The sequence below is a fragment of the Peribacillus sp. YIM B13481 genome, assembly GCF_042787985.1.
In the GTDB taxonomy this organism is placed as follows: Bacteria; Bacillota; Bacilli; order Bacillales; family DSM-1321; genus Peribacillus; species Peribacillus simplex_A.
Genome location: NZ_JBHZPE010000004.1, coordinates 22,267 through 48,391 on the forward strand (window position 1 = coordinate 22,267; position 26,125 = coordinate 48,391).

At 40.2% G+C, this 26,125-nt stretch carries 21 protein-coding genes, 2 pseudogenes and 2 riboswitches; of the genes and pseudogenes, 4 read left to right on the plus strand and 19 right to left on the minus strand.

Translation table 11 applies throughout. The features are described 5' to 3' along the window. Position 1 precedes the first annotated feature (1 nt). Together mtnW and ACFX4X_RS04295 are read right to left on the minus strand one after the other, a co-directional pair. Complete coding sequence (gene mtnW / locus ACFX4X_RS04290) at positions 2 to 1,234, minus strand: 2,3-diketo-5-methylthiopentyl-1-phosphate enolase (RefSeq protein WP_061463579.1); 1,233 nt, start codon at positions 1,232 to 1,234, stop codon at positions 2 to 4. 104 nt (positions 1,235 to 1,338) lie between these two features. Further along, positions 1,339 to 1,491, minus strand: a riboswitch (SAM riboswitch). Between the two features lie 129 nt (positions 1,492 to 1,620). Beyond that, complete coding sequence (locus ACFX4X_RS04295; protein WP_377381907.1) at positions 1,621 to 2,793, minus strand: pyridoxal phosphate-dependent aminotransferase; 1,173 nt, start codon at positions 2,791 to 2,793, stop codon at positions 1,621 to 1,623. Positions 2,794 to 2,892: 99 nt separating this feature from the next. On the opposite strand from ACFX4X_RS04295, the gene ACFX4X_RS04300 reads away from it, so the two are divergent. The 3 genes from ACFX4X_RS04300 (at position 2,893) to mtnA (ending at position 6,242) form a co-directional block, all read left to right on the plus strand. Next, positions 2,893 to 3,675 carry a carbon-nitrogen family hydrolase gene (locus ACFX4X_RS04300; protein WP_377381910.1) on the plus strand — a complete coding sequence of 261 codons (783 nt, stop codon included), beginning with the start codon at positions 2,893 to 2,895 and terminating at the stop codon, positions 3,673 to 3,675. A gap of 71 nt (positions 3,676 to 3,746) precedes the next feature. Then, positions 3,747 to 3,901: riboswitch (SAM riboswitch) on the plus strand. Between the two features lie 77 nt (positions 3,902 to 3,978). Continuing rightward, positions 3,979 to 5,181, plus strand: a complete 1,203-nt coding sequence (gene mtnK, locus ACFX4X_RS04305; protein WP_377381913.1) for an S-methyl-5-thioribose kinase — start codon at positions 3,979 to 3,981, stop codon at positions 5,179 to 5,181. A gap of 14 nt (positions 5,182 to 5,195) precedes the next feature. Continuing rightward, complete coding sequence (gene mtnA, locus ACFX4X_RS04310; RefSeq protein ID WP_317777003.1) at positions 5,196 to 6,242, plus strand: S-methyl-5-thioribose-1-phosphate isomerase; 1,047 nt, start codon at positions 5,196 to 5,198, stop codon at positions 6,240 to 6,242. Between the two features lie 176 nt (positions 6,243 to 6,418). Here mtnA and ACFX4X_RS04315 read toward each other — a convergent pair whose 3' ends face one another. The 12 genes and pseudogenes from ACFX4X_RS04315 to qoxA form a co-directional block, all read right to left on the minus strand. After that, positions 6,419 to 7,306 (minus strand): LCP family protein, encoded by an 888-nt coding sequence (locus ACFX4X_RS04315; RefSeq protein WP_377381917.1) that lies wholly within the window; start codon positions 7,304 to 7,306, stop codon positions 6,419 to 6,421. Between the two features lie 108 nt (positions 7,307 to 7,414). Continuing rightward, positions 7,415 to 8,872: a lmo1851 family serine protease gene (locus tag ACFX4X_RS04320; RefSeq protein ID WP_284470449.1), complete on the minus strand. Its 1,458-nt coding sequence runs from the start codon at positions 8,870 to 8,872 to the stop codon at positions 7,415 to 7,417. 294 nt (positions 8,873 to 9,166) lie between these two features. Further along, the gene (gene deoD, locus ACFX4X_RS04325) at positions 9,167 to 9,871 is read right to left on the minus strand and encodes a purine-nucleoside phosphorylase (protein ID WP_061463586.1); all 705 of its coding nucleotides are present in this window, start codon (positions 9,869 to 9,871) and stop codon (positions 9,167 to 9,169) included. Between the two features lie 242 nt (positions 9,872 to 10,113). Further along, complete coding sequence (locus ACFX4X_RS04330; RefSeq protein WP_064505166.1) at positions 10,114 to 10,284, minus strand: YozD family protein; 171 nt, start codon at positions 10,282 to 10,284, stop codon at positions 10,114 to 10,116. A 173-nt stretch (positions 10,285 to 10,457) separates the two neighbouring features. Beyond that, positions 10,458 to 11,165, minus strand: a complete 708-nt coding sequence (locus tag ACFX4X_RS04335) for a hypothetical protein (RefSeq protein ID WP_061463587.1) — start codon at positions 11,163 to 11,165, stop codon at positions 10,458 to 10,460. A 176-nt stretch (positions 11,166 to 11,341) separates the two neighbouring features. After that, complete coding sequence (locus ACFX4X_RS04340) at positions 11,342 to 13,108, minus strand: ATP-binding protein (RefSeq protein WP_377381922.1); 1,767 nt, start codon at positions 13,106 to 13,108, stop codon at positions 11,342 to 11,344. Positions 13,109 to 13,122: 14 nt separating this feature from the next. Further along, positions 13,123 to 13,365, minus strand: a complete 243-nt coding sequence (locus ACFX4X_RS04345; RefSeq protein WP_061463589.1) for a YozE family protein — start codon at positions 13,363 to 13,365, stop codon at positions 13,123 to 13,125. Between the two features lie 757 nt (positions 13,366 to 14,122). After that, positions 14,123 to 14,603, minus strand: a pseudogene (locus ACFX4X_RS04350) (hypothetical protein). A gap of 795 nt (positions 14,604 to 15,398) precedes the next feature. Beyond that, positions 15,399 to 15,686 carry a cytochrome aa3 quinol oxidase subunit IV gene (gene qoxD / locus ACFX4X_RS04355; RefSeq protein ID WP_061463592.1) on the minus strand — a complete coding sequence of 96 codons (288 nt, stop codon included), beginning with the start codon at positions 15,684 to 15,686 and terminating at the stop codon, positions 15,399 to 15,401. Positions 15,687 to 15,688: 2 nt separating this feature from the next. After that, entirely contained in the window at positions 15,689 to 16,285 is a 597-nt protein-coding gene (gene qoxC / locus ACFX4X_RS04360) for a cytochrome aa3 quinol oxidase subunit III (RefSeq protein ID WP_061463593.1), read from the minus strand. Then, entirely contained in the window at positions 16,276 to 18,231 is a 1,956-nt protein-coding gene (gene qoxB / locus ACFX4X_RS04365) for a cytochrome aa3 quinol oxidase subunit I (protein ID WP_377381927.1), read from the minus strand. The genes qoxC and qoxB overlap by 10 nt, the downstream gene beginning before the upstream one ends. Before the next feature lie 50 nt (positions 18,232 to 18,281). Beyond that, positions 18,282 to 19,223 carry a cytochrome aa3 quinol oxidase subunit II gene (gene qoxA, locus ACFX4X_RS04370; RefSeq protein ID WP_377381930.1) on the minus strand — a complete coding sequence of 314 codons (942 nt, stop codon included), beginning with the start codon at positions 19,221 to 19,223 and terminating at the stop codon, positions 18,282 to 18,284. Between the two features lie 224 nt (positions 19,224 to 19,447). On the opposite strand from qoxA, the pseudogene ACFX4X_RS04375 reads away from it, so the two are divergent. Further along, positions 19,448 to 20,423, plus strand: a pseudogene (locus ACFX4X_RS04375) (amino acid permease); the annotation flags it as partial. 216 nt (positions 20,424 to 20,639) lie between these two features. On the opposite strand, the gene ACFX4X_RS04380 reads toward ACFX4X_RS04375, so the two are convergent. From ACFX4X_RS04380 to ACFX4X_RS04400, 5 genes are all read right to left on the minus strand, one after another. Beyond that, positions 20,640 to 20,921, minus strand: a complete 282-nt coding sequence (locus ACFX4X_RS04380) for a YokU family protein (protein WP_377381933.1) — start codon at positions 20,919 to 20,921, stop codon at positions 20,640 to 20,642. 1 nt (position 20,922) lies between these two features. Continuing rightward, a complete protein-coding gene (gene kamA, locus ACFX4X_RS04385) occupies positions 20,923 to 22,326 on the minus strand; it encodes a lysine 2,3-aminomutase (protein ID WP_289337432.1) in 1,404 nt (467 codons plus the stop codon). A gap of 121 nt (positions 22,327 to 22,447) precedes the next feature. After that, positions 22,448 to 23,833: a sigma-54 interaction domain-containing protein gene (locus ACFX4X_RS04390; RefSeq protein ID WP_377381936.1), complete on the minus strand. Its 1,386-nt coding sequence runs from the start codon at positions 23,831 to 23,833 to the stop codon at positions 22,448 to 22,450. A gap of 82 nt (positions 23,834 to 23,915) precedes the next feature. Then, positions 23,916 to 24,764 (minus strand): putative beta-lysine N-acetyltransferase, encoded by an 849-nt coding sequence (gene ablB, locus ACFX4X_RS04395; protein ID WP_377381939.1) that lies wholly within the window; start codon positions 24,762 to 24,764, stop codon positions 23,916 to 23,918. Positions 24,765 to 24,844: 80 nt separating this feature from the next. Further along, the gene (locus ACFX4X_RS04400; RefSeq protein ID WP_284470442.1) at positions 24,845 to 26,116 is read right to left on the minus strand and encodes a peptidase; all 1,272 of its coding nucleotides are present in this window, start codon (positions 26,114 to 26,116) and stop codon (positions 24,845 to 24,847) included. Positions 26,117 to 26,125: the final 9 nt, after the last annotated feature.

Consider the following 26,125-nt stretch of genomic DNA (forward strand, 5'->3'; position numbering starts at 1 on the left):
CTTACAAGCCTCCCCATAAAACAAGAGCTTTTTTTAGTCCTTCTTCCTCAGCCGCCGCTTCTGATAGGTCCTTTCCTGCTAGTACGGCTTCAACAGCAGAACGGAAAGCCTTGGCCCCGCCCTCTGCTCCGTCAGGGTGTCCGTGAATTCCACCTCCGGCATTAATGACACTGTCCAGCCCAAAATCCTTGATCAGGTCGGGAACCATGCCTGGATGAATGCCTGCAGAAGGTACAGGGAAGGCCTTTTTCCATGAAAATTCATCTTTTGTAAGAGCTTCAGCAATCGCTAATGTTTCCTTTTTTTCAAGTGCGACATTTCCATAAGGTGATGGGAACAAGGATAAATCCGCTCCTGATAACCTCACTAATTTACCAAGCAATAATGGATAGCCTATCCCATAAAATGATGAAGATGCCAATGCCCCGCTATATGCGGGGTGCGCCATGATCGGTAGTTTGATATGATCATGTTCACTTAAGGCTTGCAATACATCCAAACCATATGTATGAACGTTGAACAATAAAGCATCTGCCCCTGCTTCAGCCGCTTGCTTCGCCTTATCCAATAAATCAAATGTTTTCCCTGATAGATTGACAGCATATAAAGTTCGGTGGCCAGTCGTTTCAAAGACTTCATTCAAAATTCTTTTTCCCGTTTTTATTCTATCGAAAAATGGAGTCTGTTCCTGGTCAAAGAGAATCTCATCATCTTTAACTAGGTCAACACCTCCTAACGCTTGTTGCTTCAGTTGCTCATTATGGAAGGTTAGATCCCTTCCCAATACACCTTTAAAGATGCTCATCACCAGGGGCCTGTTAAATACCTCAATCTTTTCCCTTATGCCTGTAATGCCAAATTGCGGTCCCGGGAACGCTTTTTGAATAGCACCGACAAAATCCAGGTCGATCAGTTTTATTTCACCGTCCAATGAAAGTTTGCCGAAGACCGTCGTAAGGATTGCAGGTAAATCATTAGAGAAATTCCCAGCCGGATAGGCAATTTTAATTAGCGAACGGTACACTTTACGATTAAAGTAGCCGTTTGCCCTCTCTTCTTCAGATAGTGGCGTTACGGATACTACACGTCCCTTATGCTTTTCCAGTTGCTTCTGGACCAATTGGGGCAGGTCCGTCCATGTCCCCACAGTCAAACCTAAGGCAATGCTCTCTGCTTTTTTCTCATGATTTCCATTAAAGTCATGAATTAAATAAGTAGCGACTATCTCGCTCATCTGATCACTCCTATTACACGTTAGTAAACTCTCGAAGTCATTAACCTGGCATTGCTCTAAATGGCAAAAGCCCCTTCATATAAGAAGAGGCTTAAAAAGCCATCTTCTTATCTCCCAGCCATTGGCTGCAAGAATTAGCACCGTGCCTTGTGGATTTCATGAAAATCCGGCGAAGAATTCCGCCCCATTTTACAATGGAATTACGGTCGGTTGCTGGGCTTCATAGGGCTAGTCCCTCCACCTGCTCAAAATAAGAAAACGCTGATATATAGTTACAAATATCGAAAGATTTAGAATTTATTTTGTATTCTGACAGGTATTCCATACTTTGTCAATACGTTTTTAACCATTTAACGGTGGGATACATTGGATACCTCAATCCTTCGTTAAAACAAGTTTAGTGTGCGAATTCGTTCCACAGCCTCTTTTAACCGCTCTTCCGAAGTCAGAAGCCCTACCCTTACGTAACCCTCGCCAAATTCACCGAATCCATTTCCTGCGGCAACAGCTACGTGGGCATGCGTTAATAAATAGTCTGCAAAACTCTCTGACGTAAAGCCTTTTGGTACCTTGAGCCAGGCAAAAAACGATGCTTCAGGAGCTTTGACTTCCCAGCCGATTGCCCTTAATCCCTCAATGAAAACATTCCTGCGCCCCTCATACATCTTCACTAATTCCTCTACACAGCTCTGCGAGTCAAGCAATGCACTTGCCGCTGCTTCCTGTATCGCCGGGAAGAGACTCACATAAAGATGGTCTTGTAATAGTTCAAGAGCCTCTATGACACTTTTATTCCCCATTGCGAAGCCAACTCTCCACCCTGCCATATTGTATGTTTTCGATAGTGTGTATATTTCTATTCCTACATCCTTCGCTCCCTTTGCCTGGAGAAAGCTTGTCGGTTTTTTTCCGTCGAACCCTATCGCTCCATAAGCGAAATCGTGGACCACACAAATTGAATGCTCTCTTGCGTGGGAGACGGTTTCATAAAAAAAACTTTCAGTTGCAGAAGCACCAGTGGGGTTATTCGGATAGTTCAAGAACATCATTTTGGCTTTATCAAGCACGTCTTTATGTATAACTTTGTAATTCGGAAGAAAACCATTTTCTTCTGTCAAGGGCATGAATTCGGTTTTTGCCTGGGCTAACACTACACCTGAAAGATAATCCGGATAGCCGGGATCAGGAACCAGGATCGTATCACCTGGATTTAATAAACACTGCGGCAGTTCGACAAGACCTGCCTTTCCTCCAAAGAGAATCGCCACTTCACTATTTGGATCCAGCTTGACTCCATATTCACGTTCATAAAAGACGGCAGCGGCATCCTTTAAATATTGATGTCCCCGGAATGGTGAATATTTATGATTAATCGATCTTTCAGCAGCAGTCTGTAAACTTTTCACGATATGTTCAGGCGTAGGTTGATCAGGATTTCCCTGGCCTAAATTAATGACATCATGTCCTTGCGCCGTAATCGCATTGACTTTTGCGACAAGTGAGGCAAAAAACTGCTTTGGCAGGTCCTGAAGCTTTCCGGATTTTTCGAATTGCAACATTTATACACCTTCTCTGAAATTTCTTGAAATTCTAGTCACAAATGATATATGTTTATCATAGTCTTGTAAAGCATTTTTTACATGTGGGGGTTTTAAACGATGAAGTGGAAAATAGCCTGTATTCAAATGGATATAGCATTCGGGCAACCGGATATCAATTTTCAGGTTGCGGAACAATGGTTGGAAGAAGCAGCACGGTCAGAACCCGATATCGTCATTTTACCAGAGCTTTGGACAACTGGATACGACTTGACCAGGTTAAATGAGATTGCTGATCAAGAGGCGGAAAAAACGATTGAATTCCTTAAAACACAGGCAAGGAAACACGAGATTCACATCGTAGGCGGTTCCATTGCCAAAAAAACGAGCATGGGTATCTATAACACCATGATCATCATCAATAAGGATGGAAAACTCATTAAAGAGTATGATAAGCTTCACTTATTTCAATTGATGGATGAACATCGCTACCTGCAGCCAGGTGAAAAAGAAGGTTTATTCACTCTTGATGAAAAAATATGTGCTGGATTCATTTGTTATGACATCCGCTTCCCGGAATGGCAGCGAGCCCATGCTGTTCAAGGTGCCGAAGTTCTATTCGTAACCGCAGAATGGCCTAAGCCCAGACTCGATCACTGGAGAGCCTTATTGATTAGTCGTGCCATCGAGAACCAAGCCTATGTTGTAGCCGTTAATCGTTCAGGTTCGGATATCAATAATATATTTGCTGGTCATTCCTTGATTATTGATCCATGGGGAGTTATCGTAAGTGAAGCGGGAGAAGAAAACGAACTATTGACAGGCACCTTGGACTTCACTAAAGTTACGGAAGCACGTAACAAAATACCTGTATTCGAAGATCGCCGGCCGGACTTTTATTAATTTCCCCATTGACAAACTATTTAAAAAGTTGATATTATTTTCCCGAAGATTAAAATTTCAGAATACATATACTCTTATCAAGAGCAGGCTGAGGGATAAAGGCCCTATGAAGCCCAGCAACCGACTGTAATACCATTGTGAAATGGGGCGGATCCACCGCCGGATTATAAAATCCACAGAGCACGGTGCTAATTCCACCAGAATTCATTTTTCTGGGAGATGAGAGGTCCGAAGCCAAAACTTCTGCCTCTTTCTATATGAAAGAGGCTTTTTTATTCTTATTTTGAACCTGGAGGGAAAAAAATGACTCAAAACCATTCGAATTTTAAAAGATTGACAAACGAAACAGCTATAACCTTTGCAAAAAAACTTGGGTTGGTCAATGCGGATGCCAGTTTAAACTGTAAAGAAATCGGAGATGGTAACTTAAATTATGTTTTTCATATTACAGAAACTGATACAAATAAAGGAATAATAATCAAACAGGCTGTCCCATATGCCAAGGTAATTGGCGAAAGCTGGCCGCTGACATTGAAAAGGGCTGCCATTGAAGCGAATGCACTTATTCATTTCAAAAGCTATTGCCCCGAATTCGTACCGCAAGTCTATTATTCGGATGAACAGCTTGCGATCACAGTCATGGAAGATTTATCGCACTTGAAAATCGTTAGAACAGGATTAATCGATGGTGATCCATATCCATTGCTTTCACAGCATATCGGTGAGTATGTAGCGAAGACGGCATTTTATACATCCGATTATCATTTAGAACCCTCTGCGAAAAAAGAAGTGGCCCGACACTTCACGAATCCGGAGCTTTGCAGAATCACTGAAGTCTACATTTTCACGGATCCTTTTTTCGAGGAGCTCCCCGGAGATTTCGAGGTGGAATTGACTGATGCCGCCAAAAGTATTTGGAATGATCAAGATGTGATACTTGAAGTCGCCAAGCTGAAACAAAGCTTTGAAACCGAGCAGGAATCCTTGCTTCATGGAGATTTACATACAGGAAGTATATTTGCAAGTGAAACTGAAACAAAGGTTATTGATGCAGAATTTGCTTTTTATGGCCCAGTTGGTTTTGACCTAGGTCAATACACAGCCAACCTTCTTTTTCAGGCAGTCACACGTAATGGCCCTGGAAAGGAAGAGATTTTCACACACCTCCATCAATTTTGGAATGCCTTTGAAGAAGCATATACTGAACTATGGAACACCCAAAATATAAGCCCATTCCGCAATGTGAAGGGTTATCTACCTTATTTACTGGCTAAATTCAAAAGGGACGCATTCGGTTTTGCCGGATGCGAATTGATTCGGCGAACCATTGGCCTTTCCCATGTTGCCGATCTAAATGTCATTGAAGATAAAGAATCTAGAATCGCTGCGAAAACGACAACATTGAAGATTGGTGCTTTTTTAATTAAAAAACGGGAAGAATTGGATGTTCCAGCTGTCATTGATGCGTTGAAAAACCATACACTTCCATTTTATTCAACCCTTTAAAAGGAGACCTGTACATGACGACACTAGCACCCTTACCATATTCAGTCCAATGGGATGATACCCATATTACATTATTAAATCAACAGGCCCTGCCTTCCTTAACTGAATTCATTGAACTTCATTCAGTTGATGATGTATACGACAGCATTTTGACATTAAAGGTACGCGGCGCCCCAGCAATCGGACTGACGGCAGCATTTGGCGTTGCACTTGGTGCCAAACAGGAAACAACCACTGAATTAGGGGAATTCAAGAAGAATGTAACGGGGCATATTGAAAAGCTCGCCTCTTCCAGGCCTACTGCGGTCAACCTTTTTTGGGCATTACGGAGGATGGAAAGCACCTTGCAAGCAGCACAAAGCATTTCAGCTGCCAAGGAAGCACTTGTAACCGAGGCCAAAGCCATCTTTACTGAGGATGAAGAAATGTGCAGGAAAATTGGGGAACATGGTTTATCCTTATTCGCTAAAGGTGATTCCATCCTAACGCATTGCAACGCTGGTGGGATTGCCACAGCCCGTTATGGAACAGCCTTGGCTCCATTCCACCTTGCAAAAGAAAGGGGCTTTCCGCTAAAAGTGTACGCTTGTGAAACCAGACCTGTCCTGCAAGGGGCGCGTTTGACTGCTTGGGAACTGATGCAATCAGGGGTTGACGTCACATTAATATCTGATAATATGGCTGCACATACGATTCTTCAGAAACGGATCAATGGAATTATAGTTGGGGCCGACAGAATTGCGGCTAATGGTGATACAGCCAATAAAATCGGGACATTGGGATTGGCCATATTAGCTAGGCACTTTAGTATCCCTTTTTATGTGGCTGCTCCATCAAGCACATTCGACCTTTCTATCAAATCCGGCTCATCCATCCCGATCGAAGAACGGGATGAAGCGGAAATCACCTTCATTCAAGGTGTACGGATCGCTCCGGAAAACGTGAAGACATTCAATCCAGCCTTTGACGTTACACCGAATCAGCTAATTACCGGCATCATTACAGAAAACGGCATCATTGGATCTGATTTTGTAAAAAACATTCCGCATTTTGTTAAGTGATCCAGGTCATTTTATTGATATAAAAAGACGAGACGGATTTAAGTATCCCTCTCGTTTTTTAAAAGAAGATCAAATAGTAATATTCTTGCGAGGTCTATTATAAAATAATTTAAGTGATTTGAACAAATCACCTCTTTCGATTGATGTTTTCGATAACAAATGATGAATAGTTATTCTTATTTTGTAAAAAATTCTTGAAGTGCCTTCTTATTTTTAGTATAGTCCATTTCCAACACGGCTCCGGTATGGGGATATATTTCATCTTTATAGCTTCCTTCTACGGGGATCCTTAGAGTTTCAACGGTGTCCGGTGTATGGAAGACGGCTTCTGGACCCATTTCCATTATCGTTTTCACCCCAATATCAGTATTTAAATAGGAAAGTCCTTGTTCGATTATACTAGGAAGGGCCGCTATACCTTCGAAGGACGAGATTTGATTTATAAACGCTGATTTTAATTGAACCAATACTTCCTGTTGACGCTCTACCCTTCCAAAATCACTTTCATCGTCATGTCTAAAACGGACATATTTCAATATTTCCTCACCATGTAAAACATTTTTACCAACGCTTGCTTGAATACTCATATCATCAATAATTTCCTGATCCACATCCACCACTACCCCCTCAGGGGCAAGCAAATCCACCATCTTCACAAATCCCTGAAAGTCAATTACTGCAACATGATCGACCTTGACATCAAGGTTTTCCTGAATGGTTTTCTTTAGCAGCTCCTTTCCACCATAATAATAAGCAGCATTTATTTTGTTATATGCTGATTTATCCCCAGGGATTTTCACATAACTATCACGCATAATGGAAGCCAGCTTTAGTTTTTCCTGCTCTGGAAAGTATTTTGCCAGTATAATCGCATCTGATCGAGATTTTTCCTCCCCGCGAGAATCAACACCAATTAACAGAAATGTTTTCACGCCTTCTTGGATCATTTCTTTGGTTATCTTTTTTTCCGTACCTGCATTTCCATTTTGTTTGGGTAAAGGCGCATAGGTGCAACCTGCCAGAATCCAGACCATTAGATATATGAACAGTACCTTTTCTTTCATTACCTCACCTCATCGGAAAATTAACCATATCTTTTACCTTATATTGGAATACTATTCATTGAACGACAAAAAAGCCTGCCATCGATAATCGCTGACAGGCTTTTCCATTTATTTGATTTCTTTCTTTAATACTTCAACCGCTTTTTTCACTTGTGTGTCGTTTTTTAGTATTTTTTCCCGTATGACCTGCATCAATTTCACGGTAGTATCATCTTTGATGGTACCAGTTTCTTTAATTTTTTGTTCCCTTTGGAACGCTTTAACCGCATTTGTAGTTGCTTCATCAAAGAATCCATCTATCTTACCAGGATCATGGCCTGCTACCTTCAGCATCTCTTCGGCTGCTTTCACTTCACTGGAGGAATCAGATGCTTTCAATTCCTTATCAGGCGAAATGTACGGAAGGCTGGCATAATCAGGAAGCTTCACAGTAATATCCGGCTTGATCCCTTTCTTATGAATCCAATTGCCTTTAGGAGTCAACCATTTGGCTGCCGTATATTTGAAGTTAGACCCATCATCAAAGTCTTGGGCAGTCTGCACAGTCCCTTTTCCAAATGATTTGACACCGATCAAAGGAATGTCCGCAGATTCACTGACAGCGGCCGCAACAATTTCAGAAGCGCTGGCACTGCCATCATCAATCAACACGACTACCGGTATCTTCAGCTCTCCATCATTCTTCGATTTATAGACTTCTTTTTTCCCGTTGCGATCCTCAACTTGAAGGACCACTTTCCCATTAGGTATGAACAGGCTTGCCATTTCTATTGCTTGGTCAAGCAGTCCCCCTGGGTTTCCTCGCAAATCCAATACCAGACCCTTCATATCCTTCTTCGACATCTCTTCAAGCGACGTTTTCAGCTCTTGGACTGTATGTTCGGAAAAACTGGTCACTTGAATTTTTGCAACTCCATCATCAAGCATTTCCGCATAAACTGTTTCAATCGGAATTGTATCACGTTTAATCGTGAGCTCAATCGGTTCCGACTCACCAGCTCTTGAGATGGACAAATCCACTTTCGTACCTTTTTTGCCCCTGATTTTCAGGACAGCTTCAGAAGAGCTTAGTCCTTCAACGCTTTTACCGTTCACACTCAAAATGATATCATTCGGCTTTACCCCTGCTTTTTCTGCTGGGGACCCTTTTATTGGTGAGACGACCATGATTTTTCCATCTTGCTCCTGAATCTCTGCACCGATTCCTTCAAAAGATGAAGAGATGCTCTCATGGAAACTAGATGCTTCCTTTTTATCCATATATGCAGAGTAAGGGTCATCCAATGATTTAATCATTCCATTAATTGCCCCGTCAACCAGCTTGTCTTGATCAATCTTTTCATAGTAATTACCCTTTATTGTATCGTATGTAGAATACAGCTTTTCAAATTCCGCATGTTTATCAGGTGCTAATGACTCTACTTTTTCATCTCCAAAGGTCAAGGCTATTGTAGTAATCCCTGCTGTTAGAAATATGACTAAGAAAATCCCCATAATGAACGTAAACTTCTTTATTTTAATGAATTTCCCTGCCTCTTTTGGCTGTTTTTGATTTTCTTCTTCCACTTAGCCTCACCACTTTCATTCTTCATGACGATATAAACGATTTCATTCTATTTTATCAGCTTTCATGCCAATCGATAAATAATTGTTATCAAAAATAACAACTTATGATCATATGTATTTTTTTAACCCTCAGTAAACGGTAAATCAAATGGAACACTAAGGACACCCAGGCAATTCCTGAATGAGCCTCGACATTACAAAAATGCGGATACCAAGGAATGAATGAGCCTCTATCCCAACTTTCATTATCCAGCATCACTTATTCCTGGTCACCCGCCGTAACACAGCCAATTATCAGTCTTGGATAGCTGCTTCCAATGCCACTTCAACCATTTCGTTAAAAGTTGACTGGCGCTCATCCGACGATGTTTCCTCACCGGTTAAGATGTGATCGGAAATGGTTAATACAGATAAAGCTTGGCGGCCAAATTTAGCAGCAAGCGTGTATAGGGCTGCTGATTCCATTTCTATCGCAAGGATTTGGTATTTTGCCCATTTTTCCAATTCACTATTATCGTTATAAAACTGATCGGCCGTAAATACATTGCCGACCTTCAATTGCAAGCCCTTAGCTGTACCCGCATCATAAGCTTTTCTTAGTAAATCGAAATCCGCGGTTGGGGCAAAGTCCACTCCTCCGAAAGTCATACGGTTCATTTGGGAATCGGTGGAAGCACTCATCGCAAGGATTACATCCCTGACTTTTACATCTTTTTGAATGGCCCCTGCAGTTCCCACACGAATCAGTTTCTGGACATTATAGCTGTTCATCAATTCATTTACGTAGATGGAAATGGATGGGACACCCATGCCTGTGCCTTGGACAGAAATTCGTTTCCCTTTATACGTTCCTGTATATCCAAACATGTTACGAACTTCATTGTAAAGTTTAGCATCTTCTAAAAATGTTTCAGCAATATATTTTGCACGCAACGGATCCCCAGGAAGTAAGACCGTTTCCGCAATTTCATTTTCTTTTGCACCAATATGTACGCTCATACAACTATGTCCTCCTTAACTTGTGGTTGAAATGATATTCAAAAACTACTATACCATATCAGCCACAAGTTAGGAAAATTGAACCTTATCCTAGAGACTTAAAAGATAAGGAAAACTGGTAATCAAGAAAAGGCTTTTGGCACCCTCTTCTAAATTGCAAACAAAACGGCGGAGGTCCGCCGTCTTTTTTTAATGGTTTTTAAAATTAAGGGAAAGGAAGCTGCTAACCGTCGTATGACAGGTTACTCATCGACTTCTTCATCAATTATGCATTTTTCAAGAAGATACTCGAATGTGATGTCAGCAAGATCTTCAACTTCAGCTTCTGTTGGAAGATAGCCCCGTCTTATCAATTCTTGAAAAAAGAATTCCGCTATCTCTTCTGTATCAATAAAAACCTCAATTTCTCGCAAATCATCGCCCCCTTAATTAAAGGTCTATGAGTGTGTAGAGACAAATATTCCAGTAAGGCATTCCATTATGGAAAATCATTTTAAGGACCTACATTTACCATGGTCCCTTCTCGGCCAATTATATGGTTTTTTAAGAAACTTGGAAATTGACCCTTTAAAGTTTGGCATACTTTTCACTTCGTTTGCTTTTTTTTATGATCTGGGTAAATTTCCTCTGCCGCTTTTTCAATTTTAGCAAGGGCAATCTTCATGATATGACGATATTCATCATCGCCAAAATGTTCATAGAGCTTACAATAATCATTATATAAATCCAACAGTCCATCAATCATTTCCTTTTTTTCATTTTTTGTCATTGTCATTTCTCGCTCACCTTTACCAGGGTTGTTTTGTTTAGCAATGATAGCAAGCTCATTATTCTTTTTAGAAAGGAGCAGTCCTAACTTTTTAATGATCCCATCTGCACGTTTAGCATCGGCTATCAAAGTCAGTTCTTCTTCATGCGCTTCAAGCCATTCACCATCCGAGATTCTTGATAACTCATAGATTACATCCTCCCAGGCATTTTCCTTATAGCGCCAAATCTCCGTTCGATAACCGATTATCTTGAAATAATCCTGTTCATATCCATCTACCTGGACTAAGTCACCTAATAAATATTTATATTCAATATCGATTTGTTCTTTTTGATAAAGGATTTCTCCTTCATATTCATTTATGGATTGCAATGTTTTTTCGATATAAAGACCTTCACTATAGTTCACTTCATACACATAAGCACCATCGAGAAATTTGACATCGGTTATTTTCCCGACTGTCCCATACATTGTTATTACGACTGTATCGCCTAATTTATATTTCGGCTGTTTTTTTTTGCCCATAAGAGACATCCCCCAATATGGTCCTTATCGTTGATTAGTAAATTATATGCACAAACAAACATGGAGGTTAATGGAAAAGAGAGGGCATTTTGCTCATTTAGATAAGTAACTTGCCATTTTATTAAAGAGGAATGAAAAAACCCTGTACATTATTTTACTACAACCAAAAAGCCGTCTCATTTTATGAGACGGTTCGTAGTAGGGATTATGAGCGTCACTTTCGTTCCTTCGTCGTAAACGCTCTCAATTTGGAATCTCCCTTTTAATTCCTCCATTATCTGGATGCAGGTCGCTACACCTAAGCCGTTTCCATCAGGTTTAGTGGTATAAAAGGGCATGCCGATTTTTTTAAAATTCTCGGGACTGATGCCTTTTCCATCATCTCTGATCATTAATTTTACATATTGGGACACGGCAGTCAGGTGTAGTTCAATCTGGCCTTTTGCTTCGATAGCTTCAGAAGAATTATTCAGGACATTCAAGAGGACCTGTCTTAACCGGTTTTTGTCTGAATAAACAAAGACGGATTGTGTCACTCCATTAATTAATTTTACAGGAGAACTAGGAATTGAAGAAGTATAGGTATCTATAATTTCATCAAGGAAATCTTTTAAATCTATTTTCTCCCATTCTAATTGATGAGGTTTAGCCAAATCAAGAAGTTGTGTCACGAATACATTGACCCGATCCACTTCATGCAGCATGACATCACTATATTTTTCTATTAATGTTTTATCATGATCCTGGCTCTTCAATAGTTGGAAAAAGCCCTTTATTGTCGTCAGCGGGTTCCTGATTTCATGGGCGACCCCGGCAGCAAGCTGGCCAACATATTTTAATTTTTCTGTACGGACGATTTCCTTTTCACGATCTTCTATCGTTTCCATCATTCTTAGAAAGGCGAGATTCAATTTTTCCATTTCTTCGAAGCTTCTTTTATGGGAAACGACGAATTCCTTCCCTTCAATGAAATCTTCAGTCGCTTCGACAAGATCTTGAACTGGACGCACAAGAGTCTTTGTAAGTAAATAGACTGCCAGAATGATAGAAACAAATACGATGCTGTATATGGTCAGATACCGTGATAAAAGGTCATTCAAAGGCTGAAACACCTGTTTCTTATCTGCCCCAACAACAACAAACCACTTATTCTCCGTTTGTGCTATCGTATGGACAGGCTGGATAGAATGGATTTTTTCCCCATTCTCTGCACTGTACAATTCATCCGATAACGAAGCTTCCATCAGTTGTTCCTTCGTTAATCCCATTTCCTCCAAGGCTGAATCCTGAATGACGCCATGTGGTTTTTTTTTCGAAATCATGGTACCGTCCTGATTAATCATGAATAAGTCCACTGGGTATTTATCGCTAATTTCATTAGCCTTTTTCTCCATCATCTCCCAAAGCCCTTCCAACCGGAAAGCTGGAGACACAACACCGGTCATCTTCCCTGTACTATCATATACCGGCGCACTTAAAGCAATTATGGGTTCTGAGTAAGCCTGGGTTTTATATACGTCAGAAAGGAATTCATGACCTTCTTTGGCCTCTTTGAACCATATTCTCTTCGCGAGGTTATCCCCGATCATTTTATTGGAGGTATCTGCAATGACATTACCTTCCATATCCAAATGTAAGACACCGTAATAATTTCCTTTTGCATCGATAAACTTTTTTAGTTCAACTGACTTCTCTTCTTTTGAAGAGTCAGGATTGATGATTACCGAATTCGTACTCATTAACTTCACATCACTGATCCGTTCGTTCAAATAGCTATATGCTTCATTTACAATATTCATCGAACCTGCATTCAAGGCATTTTTTGCTTCCTTTTCCAGCAGGGACCGTTGTGATTCATAGGATATGATTCCCAATATCAGAACAGGAACACTTGCTATAAGTAAAGAATAAAGCAAAATTCGGGTTTGAAGGCTTTTAAGCATCCTTCCGATCCTCCCTATTCCTGATCTCCCAATAGGAGTCCTTCTTCTATTTGGACATATTGTTCCCATGCATGATCGAATACTGACATACTTTCGAGATAGTCTGCATTCAATTCTAAATAACTGCTCACTTCATTATAATCAGTCGACTGTTTTGGAAAGCCATGATCCTGATAGGCATGATTGGCAAATTTAGTGATTGAATCAATTTCCTTTGGTTGTCGAAATTTCATTAAATATAAATAAAATGGTCTCATAATGTCGAGCCCCCCTAAAATAACTATGATTTCTGCTTTAATATATCGGAAACTTTCGCTTCCGTCCACTTTTTTAGAAATCAATTTGGTTTTTTCTTCCTCAATTTATAAAAATATACGATTTTTCTACAAGAACCGCATTCGATATAAGCTGAAAATACAATATAAATATCCTTCTCATTCCTTATTAATTCCATCCTTGTAAAGACGGGAAATTTTTTGTACTCATTCACGCTTTAGCCTTTTATGTTCATCATTAAAAGCATGGTCATTCATGCCGCATAATGGGCGGTATTACTTCAAATATTCAATGACCCGATTGTTTACTTTTAGTGATTGGGAAAATCCCCTTCATCAAAGATAGAAAAAGCGATTTACGCTTTTTCTGCCTAAAATGAGGGGATTGGTAATTTATCCTTTATTCTAAAGGCTGTTTTCACATACTTTGTTGCTATTTATCAGGTAGTGAGTTGTGGTTGATTTCCCCTCCAGATGCTCGCTTTCCGCGGGGCGGGCGGTGAGCCTCCTCGGCGTAAACGCCTGTGGGGTCTCACCTGTCCCGCTGCTCCCGCAGGAGTCTCGCACTTCCTCTCCAATCAACCTTAAATAGTTTCGTTTTAAAAACAACAATCTTTACGAAAAGAGCCATTCTAAAAGTCAAAGTAGTTAAGTTTCAACAGCCATTTCATGTTCATTAGCTCACTGTACTTCGTTTGTTTCAAACTGTTTCGAATCAGTTCCCAATACACCGTCCCCTTTACCGATGCAAGCTCCCTTTCTCACACCATGGACACATCTCCATGATATTCATCTCCCTTTGGAGTGCTCTTTTTTGCTGTGCCTGGAATTTCTCTTCTTTTAACATATCTCTCTTTCCAAGCTGGTTTTTCAATGAAGCATGCTCTGGGTTAGTCACGTAATTTTCACGTCGATGCATACGTTTCAGTCCTTCAGGCACTAAATTGAATTGCTTGTCGTTCATTAAACCGAATACACCTATATCTGATCGTTTATCTTCCATATCAGGATATACCCCAATAATCATCCGCAAGTCCAGGAGTATAATGCTCAGGTTCAGGATATGTTGTTATCGCACCTTCAAAATTTCGCAGCACCGTTTTTGTTGGAGATTGTGAGGATATAATTCGGCTGCAGTGTGATTTTCCCTCTCCCCCTGGAGCATCAACACGAATGTAGGGACGCCGTTTTTTATTGTAAGTATGGGATATGTGTCTTATCTAAAGAAAACATGCGAAAAGAAGCCAAAAGACACCCGGTTGTTCAACTGATTCCTTAGTTATTTTGCTAGCACCATCTGTTACTTTAATAAGCAAAAAGAACTTAGCTATTGTTTAACTTATTTATAAGTGAGTACATATAAATTAAAAGGCAAGTATAGAATAATCATCTCTACTTGCCTTTCAATTGGACCTATTGTTAGTTTTTCCATATTATTTATTGCTTTTATTTGCTGTAATAAATCCAGTCTTTTCACTATCGCCTTACACCTACACATTTTTTGATATTGGGGTTCTTACGATTAGTATGAAGAACATATAACTCACGAGTAGGATTTTCACGATGAAGTTCTAGATAAGCTTCATTGCATCTGGAGAAATAGTAATTTCTATTTGATACCCTTTCCCCACATCAAACACCTTGCTATTACTTTTCCCCAAGCACTATCAGTGGCTATTTCCCCCAGCAAATCGGTTGTTTCTGTCACTAAAGACCCCCATTAGTTAGATTCCATAAGCAAAACATTAAATACAAATACTAAAATAACAATGCATCCATTAGAGTAGAGTGTATTATTTAATTTGAATAGCGAGAATGTTTAAACGTTGGAAATAACCTTAAAAGGGAATACAAAAGCCATACCCTTTAAATGAAGGTCGCTTTTTAAAAATTGGAATTTATCAGCAGTTATATTGTGATAGTGCATTCTAAACTTTTCCCTATTCATGGCTCATTGTCCCTATCTCCAACTTCAATTACTCATCATTCGCCTTCTGTTTCCCAACTGTTTCATATCAATAACTCCAACCCCAGATCATACATAATATTGTACCGAAGACAGTAATTAGAGCTAGGAATATAGCGCAATATAGAGTCATAAAAATTGATTTGCTATCATCAGTTTCTCGAGCGTGCATAAACACAACTAGTTGAACAGCTGCTTGTATGAATGCTGTCAATATAAAAATCGTCATGCCTGTTGCTTTTGACATATTGAAGAAGTAAACCAAAAGAGCTACAACCGTCAAAATCAATGAAAATACAAAACCCCATACTTGTTTAGCCGGGAAAAATTCCTTCATGTTTATGTCATTCCTTTCATGTAGATAAAGGTGAAGATGAAGATCCAAACGATATCCAGGAAATGCCAGTAAAGAGAAAAAATGAAGGATTTATTGGCTGTTTCAGGTGTCAATCCGCGGTTTTTCACTTGAAGGATAATGAATGACCCCCAGAAAAGTCCTAATGTAACATGTGCTCCATGTGTCCCTAATGTTGTAAAGAGCATCGATGTAAATGCACTAGTTTGCAGTGTAGCTCCTTCGCGATAATAGGTAATGAACTCAGTAATTTCAAATCCTATGAATCCTACTCCAAGAAGAAGAGTGATTACGAAGAATGTCAACATGGCTTTCTTGTTGCCAAGTCGCATTGCATGAATTCCAAGCCCGATGACAAAACTGCTTGTTAAGAGCAAAAATGTTTCAGCAAGTACTGGAGTGATTTCAAAAATTTCTGCTCCAATAGGACCGTTACCCGTACGATCAACTAATGTAAAATATGATGCAAAGAGTGTTCCAAAAAGCATAATTTCGGCTCCAAGGAAAATCCAGAAGCCTAAAATATTTAGACGATTTTGTTCCGTACTATATTCAAGAGGTTGCGAGTGATCTATTTCCATTTACTAACACCCCCAAATTTTGCTTCTGTCTCTTTAATTTCTTCTACAGAAATGTAATGCCCATGATCTATTTCGAATGAACGATAAGCCATGCAAACAAAGATACCGATTAACCCAATAATCGCAAGAAACCAGATGCTGAATACTAACGCAAACCCAAAGACAAAGAAGATGCAGGACATGATAAACGGTCCGCCGGTGTTATTGGGCATATGAATTTTTTCATAGTCACCCTTGAATAATTCATGACCCTTATATTTAGCATCCCAAAACGTTTCCCTTGAGTTCACTTGTGGAATAATAGCAAAGTTATATTCTGGTACGGGGTTATGAGTAGCCCATTCAAGGGAACGTGCATCCCACGGATCATCACTAACATCTCTTGGAGCATGGCGAATGCTATAATAAATCGTATATACGATTAATACAAAGCTGATTGCCATTAAAGCTGCCCCGATAAACGAAATCATATTCAATGGTCCAAATCCAGTCGATTCAGAGTATGTGTATATACGACGTGCTTGACCATCTAAACCAGTGATATACATAGGGAAGAATGCTAAGCAAAAACCAATGGTTAGAAACCAGAACGCCCATTTCCCAATCCTTTCATTCAACATGAAACCAAACATTTTCGGCCAGTAGTAAGTTCCGGCACCAAGCACAGCAAATACTACACCCGGAATAATGACATTGTGGAAGTGAGCTACTAAAAACATTGTATTATGGTATTGATAATCCGCCGCTGACATCGCAAGCATAACCCCGGTAACTCCACCGATTGTGAAAAGAGGTATGAAACCTATTGAATAAAGCATAGGTACGGTAAATCTGATTCTACCTTTCCACATCGTGAACAACCAGTTAAAGATCTTGATTCCAGTCGGAATAGCAATGACCATCGTTGTAATCGAGAAAATACTATTAACATATGCTGCTTGCCCCATTGTAAAGAAATGGTGCGTCCAAACGAAGAATGAATATATAGAGATAAATACCATTGAAGCAACCATTGATCGATAGCCATATAGGTTACGCCGTGAAAAGGTTGGGATAATCTCACTAAATAGACCAAATGCAGGCAAGATTAAGATATATACTTCAGGATGTCCCCAAACCCAGAACAGGTTAGCCCAAAGCATATCCATACCGCCATCAGTCATTGTGAAAAACTTGGTTGCGAATAGTCGATCCATTGTTCCCATGATCAGCGCCACTGTTAATACAGGGAATGCGAAAATGATAATAATGCTTGTGACTAAAGCAGACCATGTAAACATTGGCATTTTCATTAATGTCATACCGGGTGCTCTCATTTTAAGAATAGTCGTCAAAAAGTTAATCCCCGTCATTAATGTACCTATTCCGGCTATCTGAATACCAATCATATAATAATTCGTTCCAACATGCGGGCTAAATTCATTACCTGCAAGCGGGAAATAAGATGTCCACCCTGCATCAGGCGAACCACCAATTACAAAAGAGATGTTGAATAGCATCGCACCCATAAAAAATAACCAGAAACTTATGGCATTTAAACGTGGGAATGCTACATCTCGGGCTCCAATTTGTAATGGCACTACGAAATTCATTAAGGCCATAATGTACGGCATCGCCATAAAGAGAATCATCACAACCCCGTGTGTTGAAAAAATTTCATTATAGTGCTGTGAATCTAATAATTTGTTATCCGGTACGGCAAGTTGCGCACGCATCATCACAGCATCTACCCCACCACGAAATAGCATCAACAAAGCAGATATTAGATACATAATACCTATTCTTTTATGATCGACTGTTGTTAGCCAGCCACTCCATAAATAAAACCATTTTTTAAAGTGGGTTAAACCAACAATGATCAAGAGAACAGTAACACCAATGGCCACCATTGATGAGTAAAGAACGGGACTAGGATTAGGTATAAGAAATCTAGAGAAAAAACCCATACTATTGTGTTTCCTTTCTGAAAATATTTTTCTTGAGATAGACTAAGAAATTATTCATGATTGTGTGCTGATTTTTCTTCACTATTACTTGACTTATGATCATGCTCCATATGTTCACCTTTTGAATTCGCGTTAGAGTCACTTGAGCCATGATGATGTCCAGCATTTTCACCTTCTGGAGCTGGTGAGAAGCCTAAATGTGTTCCAGTAAACGTTAACTGTCCCTCATGACCCGGTTTTAATAATTCATTGAATCTTACTTCAGTAATAGGATTCGCAGTTTCTTTAACTTCCTTTACCCATTCATCAAACTTATCTTGAGATATCGCTTCGACGTGGAACGTATTTTCTGCGAAGCCTTTCCCACTAAAGTTTGCATTTCGTCCCATCATTTCCCCTGATTCGTCCGCTGCTAAGTGTAATGTGGTCACCATGTTAGACATGGCATATTTTTGACCGCCAAGTTGTGGAATCCAGAAACTCGTGATAGGTCCGAATGAATAAAGTTTAAATTCAAGTGGTCGATTTGTTGGAATATACAAGTAGTTTATTGTCTCGATATCGTTTTCTGGATAACTAAAATGCCACTTCCAGTCAGATGACGAAGCGTAAATAACTAATGGATCTTGACCTTTGTACCCTTCCGGAGTGGCTTCCACTTTATTGTTGGAAATTACAGAAACAACGGAGAAGAAAATGACGATTAAAATTGGCACCCCCACAATAATCGATTCAACAACATGATTCCCTTCAATGTAGGGTGGTTCATAATCTTTAGGTAGTTTAGAGTCACGGTATTTCGCTAACACAAAGACTAAAATAGCACAAACAACAATAACAATAACCGTCATGATCGCAATTGATAGCCAAATCACATTGGCTTGCGTTTGGGCTTGAGGTCCTTTAGGATCTAAGACCGCTAATGATTCACAGCCAGAAAGCAGATTGACTATGGAAGAAAGAATAGCAAATAAAACCCATTTTGTTTTCATATATGTATCCTTTCATTTAAGATTTAAGATTTCATTTTTAAGTTATCCACAAAAAATGAAGTTATCCCAAAAAATGTGTATTAAGAATGGTAATTTCTCACAATTACATTTTTAGGTGGGATGAATATGTATGAATTCAATTAGAGAATGTTCAGAGAAACAGGTAATCTAAATACCTACTTGCTTTGAAAAGGAATTTGAATATGTGAGGAGTTACTGCATGGATTTTTTTTCCTAGTGGTCATAATAAGGGTAGTGAAGAAGAAAATTTAAAAAGGTGCAATTGTCCTTAATAGGGGTTGGCTGCACTATTTGTACTGGATTTTTTTCGCAGCTATTGGAACCTATATTGTATACAGCTTATTAGCTAAAATGACGGCTGAAGATCCTCAAGTTGGATCTTTCTGCTACTATGCAAACAAAGCTTATGGGCGTTGGGTCAAATTTAGCGCGGCTGGAACTATTGGAGTTCAAACATCCTCATTTTGGGTGGCCAATTAACGGCTCTTTCGACCTTATCAAGATTTTGGTTTCCAAATGTTCCTCTTTGGCTCTTTGCAGCTGGATACGCCATTCTCACGATTATTGTCGTTTTAATCGGCAATGAGGGTTTTATTTACTGACCGTTATCAAAACGGCGGCTATTGTTATTTTTATTATTCTTGCAGCGGCTGCCGTGTCGGATGGATTCACGGGGATGTAAAACATGCTGGGTTGCCTAATTTTAGTCAATGAACTATTTCCCGAAAGGTTGGAAAGGTTTTTGGTCATTCTTAATCTATGACTTTTACGATTATGGAGGAATAGAAGTAATTGGACTTATGGCCATGAGACTTAAAATGAAGGAAGATGCTCCCCAAGCGGTTATCATTATGTTAATAGTACTAGTGGTGATTTATATCATTTCACTCCGACTTGCAGTTTATATGGCTGCACATGGGGCGTTTAATAAAAGGAAAGTCCTTTTGTAACGGCACTGGATAAATAACGCAACTATTATCTTGGCTGGTTTTTCAACGATGACCGTTTCATTTATTTAGGGTAACAACACTCCTTTTGAACCTCGCAGATGGCGGTGACTATTATCACTGCGTTGCTGTTACCTGGTAATATTTACAAGAACATTACGACAGCCGCATGGATCTTAATTTTGTTAATTAGCCTTTCATTATTATTTCTGCTCTTCGTATTTTGAAAATAAAAATTAGTTGTTTTATTGAAGAAATTTCAAAAGACCTCTCCAAAAGGGGCTTCTAAATAATCCATCTCAATTCACTTCAGAATTCCGCGTCACCACGGAAAGCCACCGCTACTAATGCCTTCACCGTTCGAGATGTGCACCCTATAGACCGCACCGCCGGGCGCACAGAAAAACCTCACCAAAAAAAGTAGATGAGGCAACTTCTAATTATTTTGTTATTCCCCAAAGTCAAAATAATTCCGCTTTAACACCCGCTTCATCTTCAATAACCCGTCATACGTAGTCTGTTTCCCTAACTGTTTCTTATCAATTAAAAACAGCTGGTCTTCAATCTCTTTAGTCGTTTCATCACTCTGAAATAGCGCATGGCAATTATCACAATGGAACGATGGCGTTTCATCAATTTCAACAGCCCTCGAACCATCCGGCAGTTCCCAATACACCGTCCCCTTTACCGATGCAAGCTTCCCTTTCTCACACCATGGACACGTCTCCATGCTATTCATCTCCCTTTGGAGTGCTCTTTTTTTGCTGTGCCTGGAATTTCTTTTCTTTTAACAGATCTCTCTTTTCACGCTGGTTTTTCAATGAAGCATGCTCTGGGTTGGTCCCATAATTTTCCCGTCGATTCATTCGCTTCAGTCCTTCAGGGACCAAATTAAATTGCTTGTCGTTCATCAAACCAGCAATTCCTATATCTGACCGTTTTTCTTCCATTTCAGGGTATATCCCTTTGAAATAATCATCTGCAAGCCCTGGTGTGTAATGCTCAGGTTCGGGATATGTTGTAATCACTCCTTCAAAATTACGAAGCACTGTTTTTGTCGGTGATTGTGAAAGGATATAATTCGGTTGTAATGTGATTTTCCCGCCACCCCCTGGTGCATCGACAACAAAGGTTGGAACGGCATACCCGGATGTATGGCCACGTAGTCCCTCGATGATTTCAATCCCTTTTGATATGGGAGCCCTGAAATGACCGATGCCTTCCGATAGATCGCACTGATAAATATAGTAAGGTCGAACCCGAATCTTGACAAGGTCATGCATCAGCTTTTTCATGATAGCGACACTGTCATTTATCCCCGCTAAAATAACGGCCTGATTACCCACAGGTACCCCTGCATCGGCAAGCATCTCACATGCTTTCTTTGACTCTTCGGTAATTTCGATCGAGGTATTGAAATGAGTATTCAGCCAAACCGGATGATACTTTTTTAAAATGGTACATAAATTTTCAGTGATTCTTTGAGGAAAAACAACCGGAGCCCGTGTACCTATCCTGATTATTTCCACATGAGGAATTTCCCTTAAATTTTTGAGGATATATTCAAGGATCGTATCATTGATCAATAATCCGTCACCGCCGGAAATAAGGACATCCCGAACTGCCGGTGTGTCACGTATATAACCGATTGCAGCGTCCAATTGTTTTTTGGGCACGCCCATTCCAATTTGGCCTGAAAAGCGTCTTCTCGTACAATAACGGCAGTACATGGAGCACTGATTCGTCACCAAAAAAAGGACACGATCCGGATATCTATGGGTCAGTCCCGGTACAGGGGAGTCCTCATCCTCATGAAGGGGGTCTTCCATGTCATATTTGGTTTTATGCATTTCTTCCGAGATGGGAACCGATTGCATTCTAATTGGACACCTTGGGTCATCTTTATTCATTAACGAAGCATAATATGGGGTGATATTCAATGGGATGGTTTTTATGGAAATCCTCACACCTTCCTCTTCATCCGGAGTCAGGTTTATCACTTTTTTCAAATCATCAACAGTTCGGATCGTATTCGTAAGCTGCCACAGCCAGTTGTTCCATTGTTCATCGGTTACATCTTTCCAGAGCTCTATATCTTTCCAATTGCGATCTGGCTTATATAAGTCAAATAACATGGTTATACCTCCTGAGTTATGATAGTAGTATTAAATGCAAGAAGTGTGCCAAAATGACACCAAAATTCGAAGGCACCTAAAAAAAAAACCGGACAGCTGGCTGCATCCGGTTGTTTCAGATTCAAATATGTTTTTTTATTTTATATTGTAAGGTCTGCCTTGGAATCTGCAATAGCCTCGATGCCTGAAAAACATTTCCGTTCGTTTGAAGAAGGGCCTCGGTAATCAATTTTGTTTCCATTTCAATCATGGCCTCACGAAGGGGAATTATTTTTTCTGATGAGGAAGGGGAACGCTTTTTTAAAAACTGGGGCAGATCTTCCATGTTCAAAACATCTTTCTCGGTATGGTTCATCATGAATTCAATCGTATGTTTTAGCTCCCTTACGTTTCCAGGCCAATGATATTCCTGAAAAAAAACCTTTGCCTTCTCATCGATGCCCTTAATGGACAGTCCTAATTTACTGTTAAAAATGGAAATGAAATGTTCTGTAAGAAGGGGTATGTCATCAGTCCGTTCCTTTAGCGGAGGCAGCTCGTAGCTCAATACGTTTAATCTGTAAAATAAATCTGGCCTCAGCCTGTTTTCCGATACCGCCTTTATAGGATTTATATTCATCGCTGCCATGATCCTGACATCCACATGAACACTCTTTGTACCGCCTATCCTCCTTATGAATCCATCTTCAAGCACACGCAGAAGCTTTGCTTGCAAGTCAATCGGCATCGATTGCAATTCATCCAAAAACAAGGTCCCGCCGTTGGCTAATTCAAACAATCCCTGGCGTTCCATGGCACCAGTGTAACTTCCTTTAGCGGTACCGAATAGGAGAGATTCCAATAAATGTTCTGGCAAGGCAGCACAATTTTGCGCAATGAATGGTTCTTTACTGCGGCTCGAATCCTGGTGGATGCTTTGAACAAAAAGCTCTTTTCCTACACCACTTTCCCCATAAACCAATACCGATGAAGAGGAGCGGGCAGCCTTTTTCCCTTGTGATATCAAACCTTTAAACCCCGTATCATTTGTCAGGATTTCAGTGAAAGAATACAATCGGCCGTTCCCAGGCGTTTTTTTTTCAGGACTTTTGATTGTTTTGAGCGAGCTTTCCAGGTCAGCTAATCTTTCAGATAATTGCTTCAAGCTTGAATAATCCTTGGCAATTTCAATTGCACCTATCATAAACCCATCCACATATATGGGGAGCGTCGTATTTAGCGTCTCAATGATTCGCCCATGTGCATTTACATATGATTGACTATGGTTATAGATTGGTTTTTCAGATTTAATGACCCGGAGTAATGTCGATGATTTGTGATTCAAAGAAGGGAAGGCTTCAAGCAACGGTTTTCCAAGCACCTCACTTCTTTTCATCCCATCATGATTGGCCGCCACTCCGTTATAAAAGATGGTCTGTCCTTTTGGATCTATCACATGAATGCCTTCATCAATGGTTTCTAATATCGCTTCCAACACTTCACTTGTATTAAAAAATTCACTTGGCAAGATATCCCTCCTCTAGACCTTATTCCTAGATGTATATGAGGAAATGCCAAAAACTTGTCATGAACCGCCTAAAAATGAGCATTCAAGTAAAATTTTTCACCCAAAGGTTCATATCTTCCAGTTTATCGAAGATATAACAATTATTGGCCAAACGTCCGCGGTACGAGTATCCATGCTGATGCAATGCAGCATTCATACCGAATGAGAGCGACCGGGCAATTGAATAGATACAAAAAATCCCATGCGAAATAAGATAGTCTTCTAGTGCGGAAATCAAGTGTTTCATCAAACCATACTGCCGATGTTCCGGCAATGTTGCACAATCAGTGATTTCCGCATTATGATAAAAAGAATCAATTTCTGCGGAAGCAGCACTGACGATCCTCCCTTCATGAACAAAAACATAAAAAACCGTTCCCTTTTCCATGCACTTTTTAACATATGACGGATCATTCATCGGAGTAGGATACACTTCGAAGACTTTCCCATACAATTGTGACAGCTGAAGTGCATCGGTAACTTCCGCCATACGGCCTTGATAAGCTGAAGGTGGATCATCTTGTCCGGTTTTTATCGGCAGACTCTGAATATCCGAGAGGATTTGATCTTCCTTTTCCCATTCTTCACTGTTTCGCCTTTCATTCCTCTTATATTTAACAAGGAAGAAACAATCGCTTCCCAAAAAGAATTTATCAATGCTTCCTTCATATAAAAAGCCCTGGGCAAGTAATTCCAGAACGTTTTCCTTGCGTGACTTGAAGATGATTTTCTCCGCTGACATACCTTTAGCCACCTTCAGAGACTCCTCTACGCATTCCTGAAAATGACCTAGATAATCATCAACCCTGACCCGCTTATTAAATTGGTCGATCGTGATATGTATTGTGCACCTTTGCTTTTGAATTCTTTTTTCAATCATTCCCGTCTCCATTTGTCTCGCTCCTTTCACATCAATCGATCATTGTAAAAGAAGGCCTGACCCCTTCTAGAATCAGACCCCGGGGAAAATAATTATTGCGGTTCCACGCCACACCATTCAATTATGGTCAATGCGATGATTTCTGCAACCTCCATCATTTTATCCACTTCTATATATTCGTTGGAATCATGTGCCATTTTCGTTTCCCCTGGTCCAAATACAACTACGGGAGTCGAACCAACCCCTGAAAGATACCCTCCATCCGTCGCCCAAGGGGACGCTTCGACAAGCGGGGCTTTCCCCACCACTTTTTCATAGTATGTGCCAATGGTTTTCATAAGCGGATGATCCATTTCGAGATTGCCAGGGAGCCATCTGGCCCCAAACCATTCTAATTCAATAGGTTTTTCTTTGAACCATTCATCACTCTGGTTTAAAGCATCTATTCGCTGTATTAGTGATTTCTGTGCCTCTTCCATGGTCTCTTTAGGTGCGACACCGAATCTTCCTTCAAGTACGGCTATATCCGGCACGGAAGAAGGCCAATTCCCACTTTGAATGCTACCTATGTTGATCGGAATGGGGATGGGTACATTTTTATAGAGTGAATGACGGAGTGACTCATTCCGTTCTTGTTCAAGCCTCTTGATTTCTTTCATTACACTAACCGATTTATCAATTGCACTGACTCCTTCATACCTCGTGCCTCCATGTGCAGACTTGCCCTTTATTTTCAGTCGAAACCACATCGAACCTTGCTGTAAAGGAAATAGTTTCATATTGGTAGGCTCCGGAATGATTGCCCCATCAGCTTCGTACCCTCGGATGACTGCCGCAAGTGTACCGGCACCACCGCTTTCCTCCTCAATCACACTCTGAAAAATCAAATCCCCCTTTAATTGGATTCCAGATTCGACAATCGCTTCAATGGCTAGCAATAAAGAAACATTGCCGCCTTTCATATCTGTCGTTCCCCGCCCGAACACTTTTCCGTCCATTAACTTGCCGCTATACGGATCATCATGCCATGCTGCATGATCTCCTTCAGGAACTACATCAATATGGCCGTTTAAAATGAGGGATTTCCCCTTGCCGGTTCCTCTTTTAATAGCCACAAGATTCGGATTCCCTTTAAAATCCCTGCGGTCACAATAAAAATGGGGATGTTTCCTTAATTGTTCATCCCCGATTTCCCATAGATCTATTTCAAGACCCAGTTGTCTGCACTTCTCGACCACTATGGCTTGTGCACTTCCTTCTTGCCCCCTTTTGCTCGGTTCTTGAACCAGCTTTTGCAAAAGCTGAATCCCATTCGTCCTTGAATCATTCAACCATTTTCTTATTTTTTCCTCATACATATCCATTCTCCTCTC

Bases quoted from the DNA above. Each gene is read 5' to 3' on its own strand.
- mtnW (WP_061463579.1), bottom strand. From the start codon at position 1,234: ATGAGCGAGATAGTCGCTACTTATTTAATTCATGACTTTAATGGAAAT.
- ACFX4X_RS04295 (WP_377381907.1), bottom strand. From the start codon at position 2,793: ATGTTGCAATTCGAAAAATCCGGAAAGCTTCAGGACCTGCCAAAGCAG.
- ACFX4X_RS04300 (WP_377381910.1), top strand. From the start codon at position 2,893: ATGAAGTGGAAAATAGCCTGTATTCAAATGGATATAGCATTCGGGCAA.
- mtnK (WP_377381913.1), top strand. From the start codon at position 3,979: ATGACTCAAAACCATTCGAATTTTAAAAGATTGACAAACGAAACAGCT.
- mtnA (WP_317777003.1), top strand. From the start codon at position 5,196: ATGACGACACTAGCACCCTTACCATATTCAGTCCAATGGGATGATACC.
- ACFX4X_RS04315 (WP_377381917.1), bottom strand. From the start codon at position 7,306: ATGAAAGAAAAGGTACTGTTCATATATCTAATGGTCTGGATTCTGGCA.
- deoD (WP_061463586.1), bottom strand. From the start codon at position 9,871: ATGAGCGTACATATTGGTGCAAAAGAAAATGAAATTGCGGAAACGGTC.
- ACFX4X_RS04335 (WP_061463587.1), bottom strand. From the start codon at position 11,165: ATGGGCAAAAAAAAACAGCCGAAATATAAATTAGGCGATACAGTCGTA.
- ACFX4X_RS04340 (WP_377381922.1), bottom strand. From the start codon at position 13,108: ATGCTTAAAAGCCTTCAAACCCGAATTTTGCTTTATTCTTTACTTATA.
- ACFX4X_RS04345 (WP_061463589.1), bottom strand. From the start codon at position 13,365: ATGAGACCATTTTATTTATATTTAATGAAATTTCGACAACCAAAGGAA.
- qoxD (WP_061463592.1), bottom strand. From the start codon at position 15,686: ATGAAGGAATTTTTCCCGGCTAAACAAGTATGGGGTTTTGTATTTTCA.
- qoxC (WP_061463593.1), bottom strand. From the start codon at position 16,285: ATGGAAATAGATCACTCGCAACCTCTTGAATATAGTACGGAACAAAAT.
- qoxB (WP_377381927.1), bottom strand. From the start codon at position 18,231: ATGGGTTTTTTCTCTAGATTTCTTATACCTAATCCTAGTCCCGTTCTT.
- qoxA (WP_377381930.1), bottom strand. From the start codon at position 19,223: ATGAAAACAAAATGGGTTTTATTTGCTATTCTTTCTTCCATAGTCAAT.
- ACFX4X_RS04380 (WP_377381933.1), bottom strand. From the start codon at position 20,921: ATGGAGACGTGTCCATGGTGTGAGAAAGGGAAGCTTGCATCGGTAAAG.
- kamA (WP_289337432.1), bottom strand. From the start codon at position 22,326: ATGTTATTTGACTTATATAAGCCAGATCGCAATTGGAAAGATATAGAG.
- ablB (WP_377381939.1), bottom strand. From the start codon at position 24,764: ATGGAGACGGGAATGATTGAAAAAAGAATTCAAAAGCAAAGGTGCACA.
- ACFX4X_RS04400 (WP_284470442.1), bottom strand. From the start codon at position 26,116: ATGGATATGTATGAGGAAAAAATAAGAAAATGGTTGAATGATTCAAGG.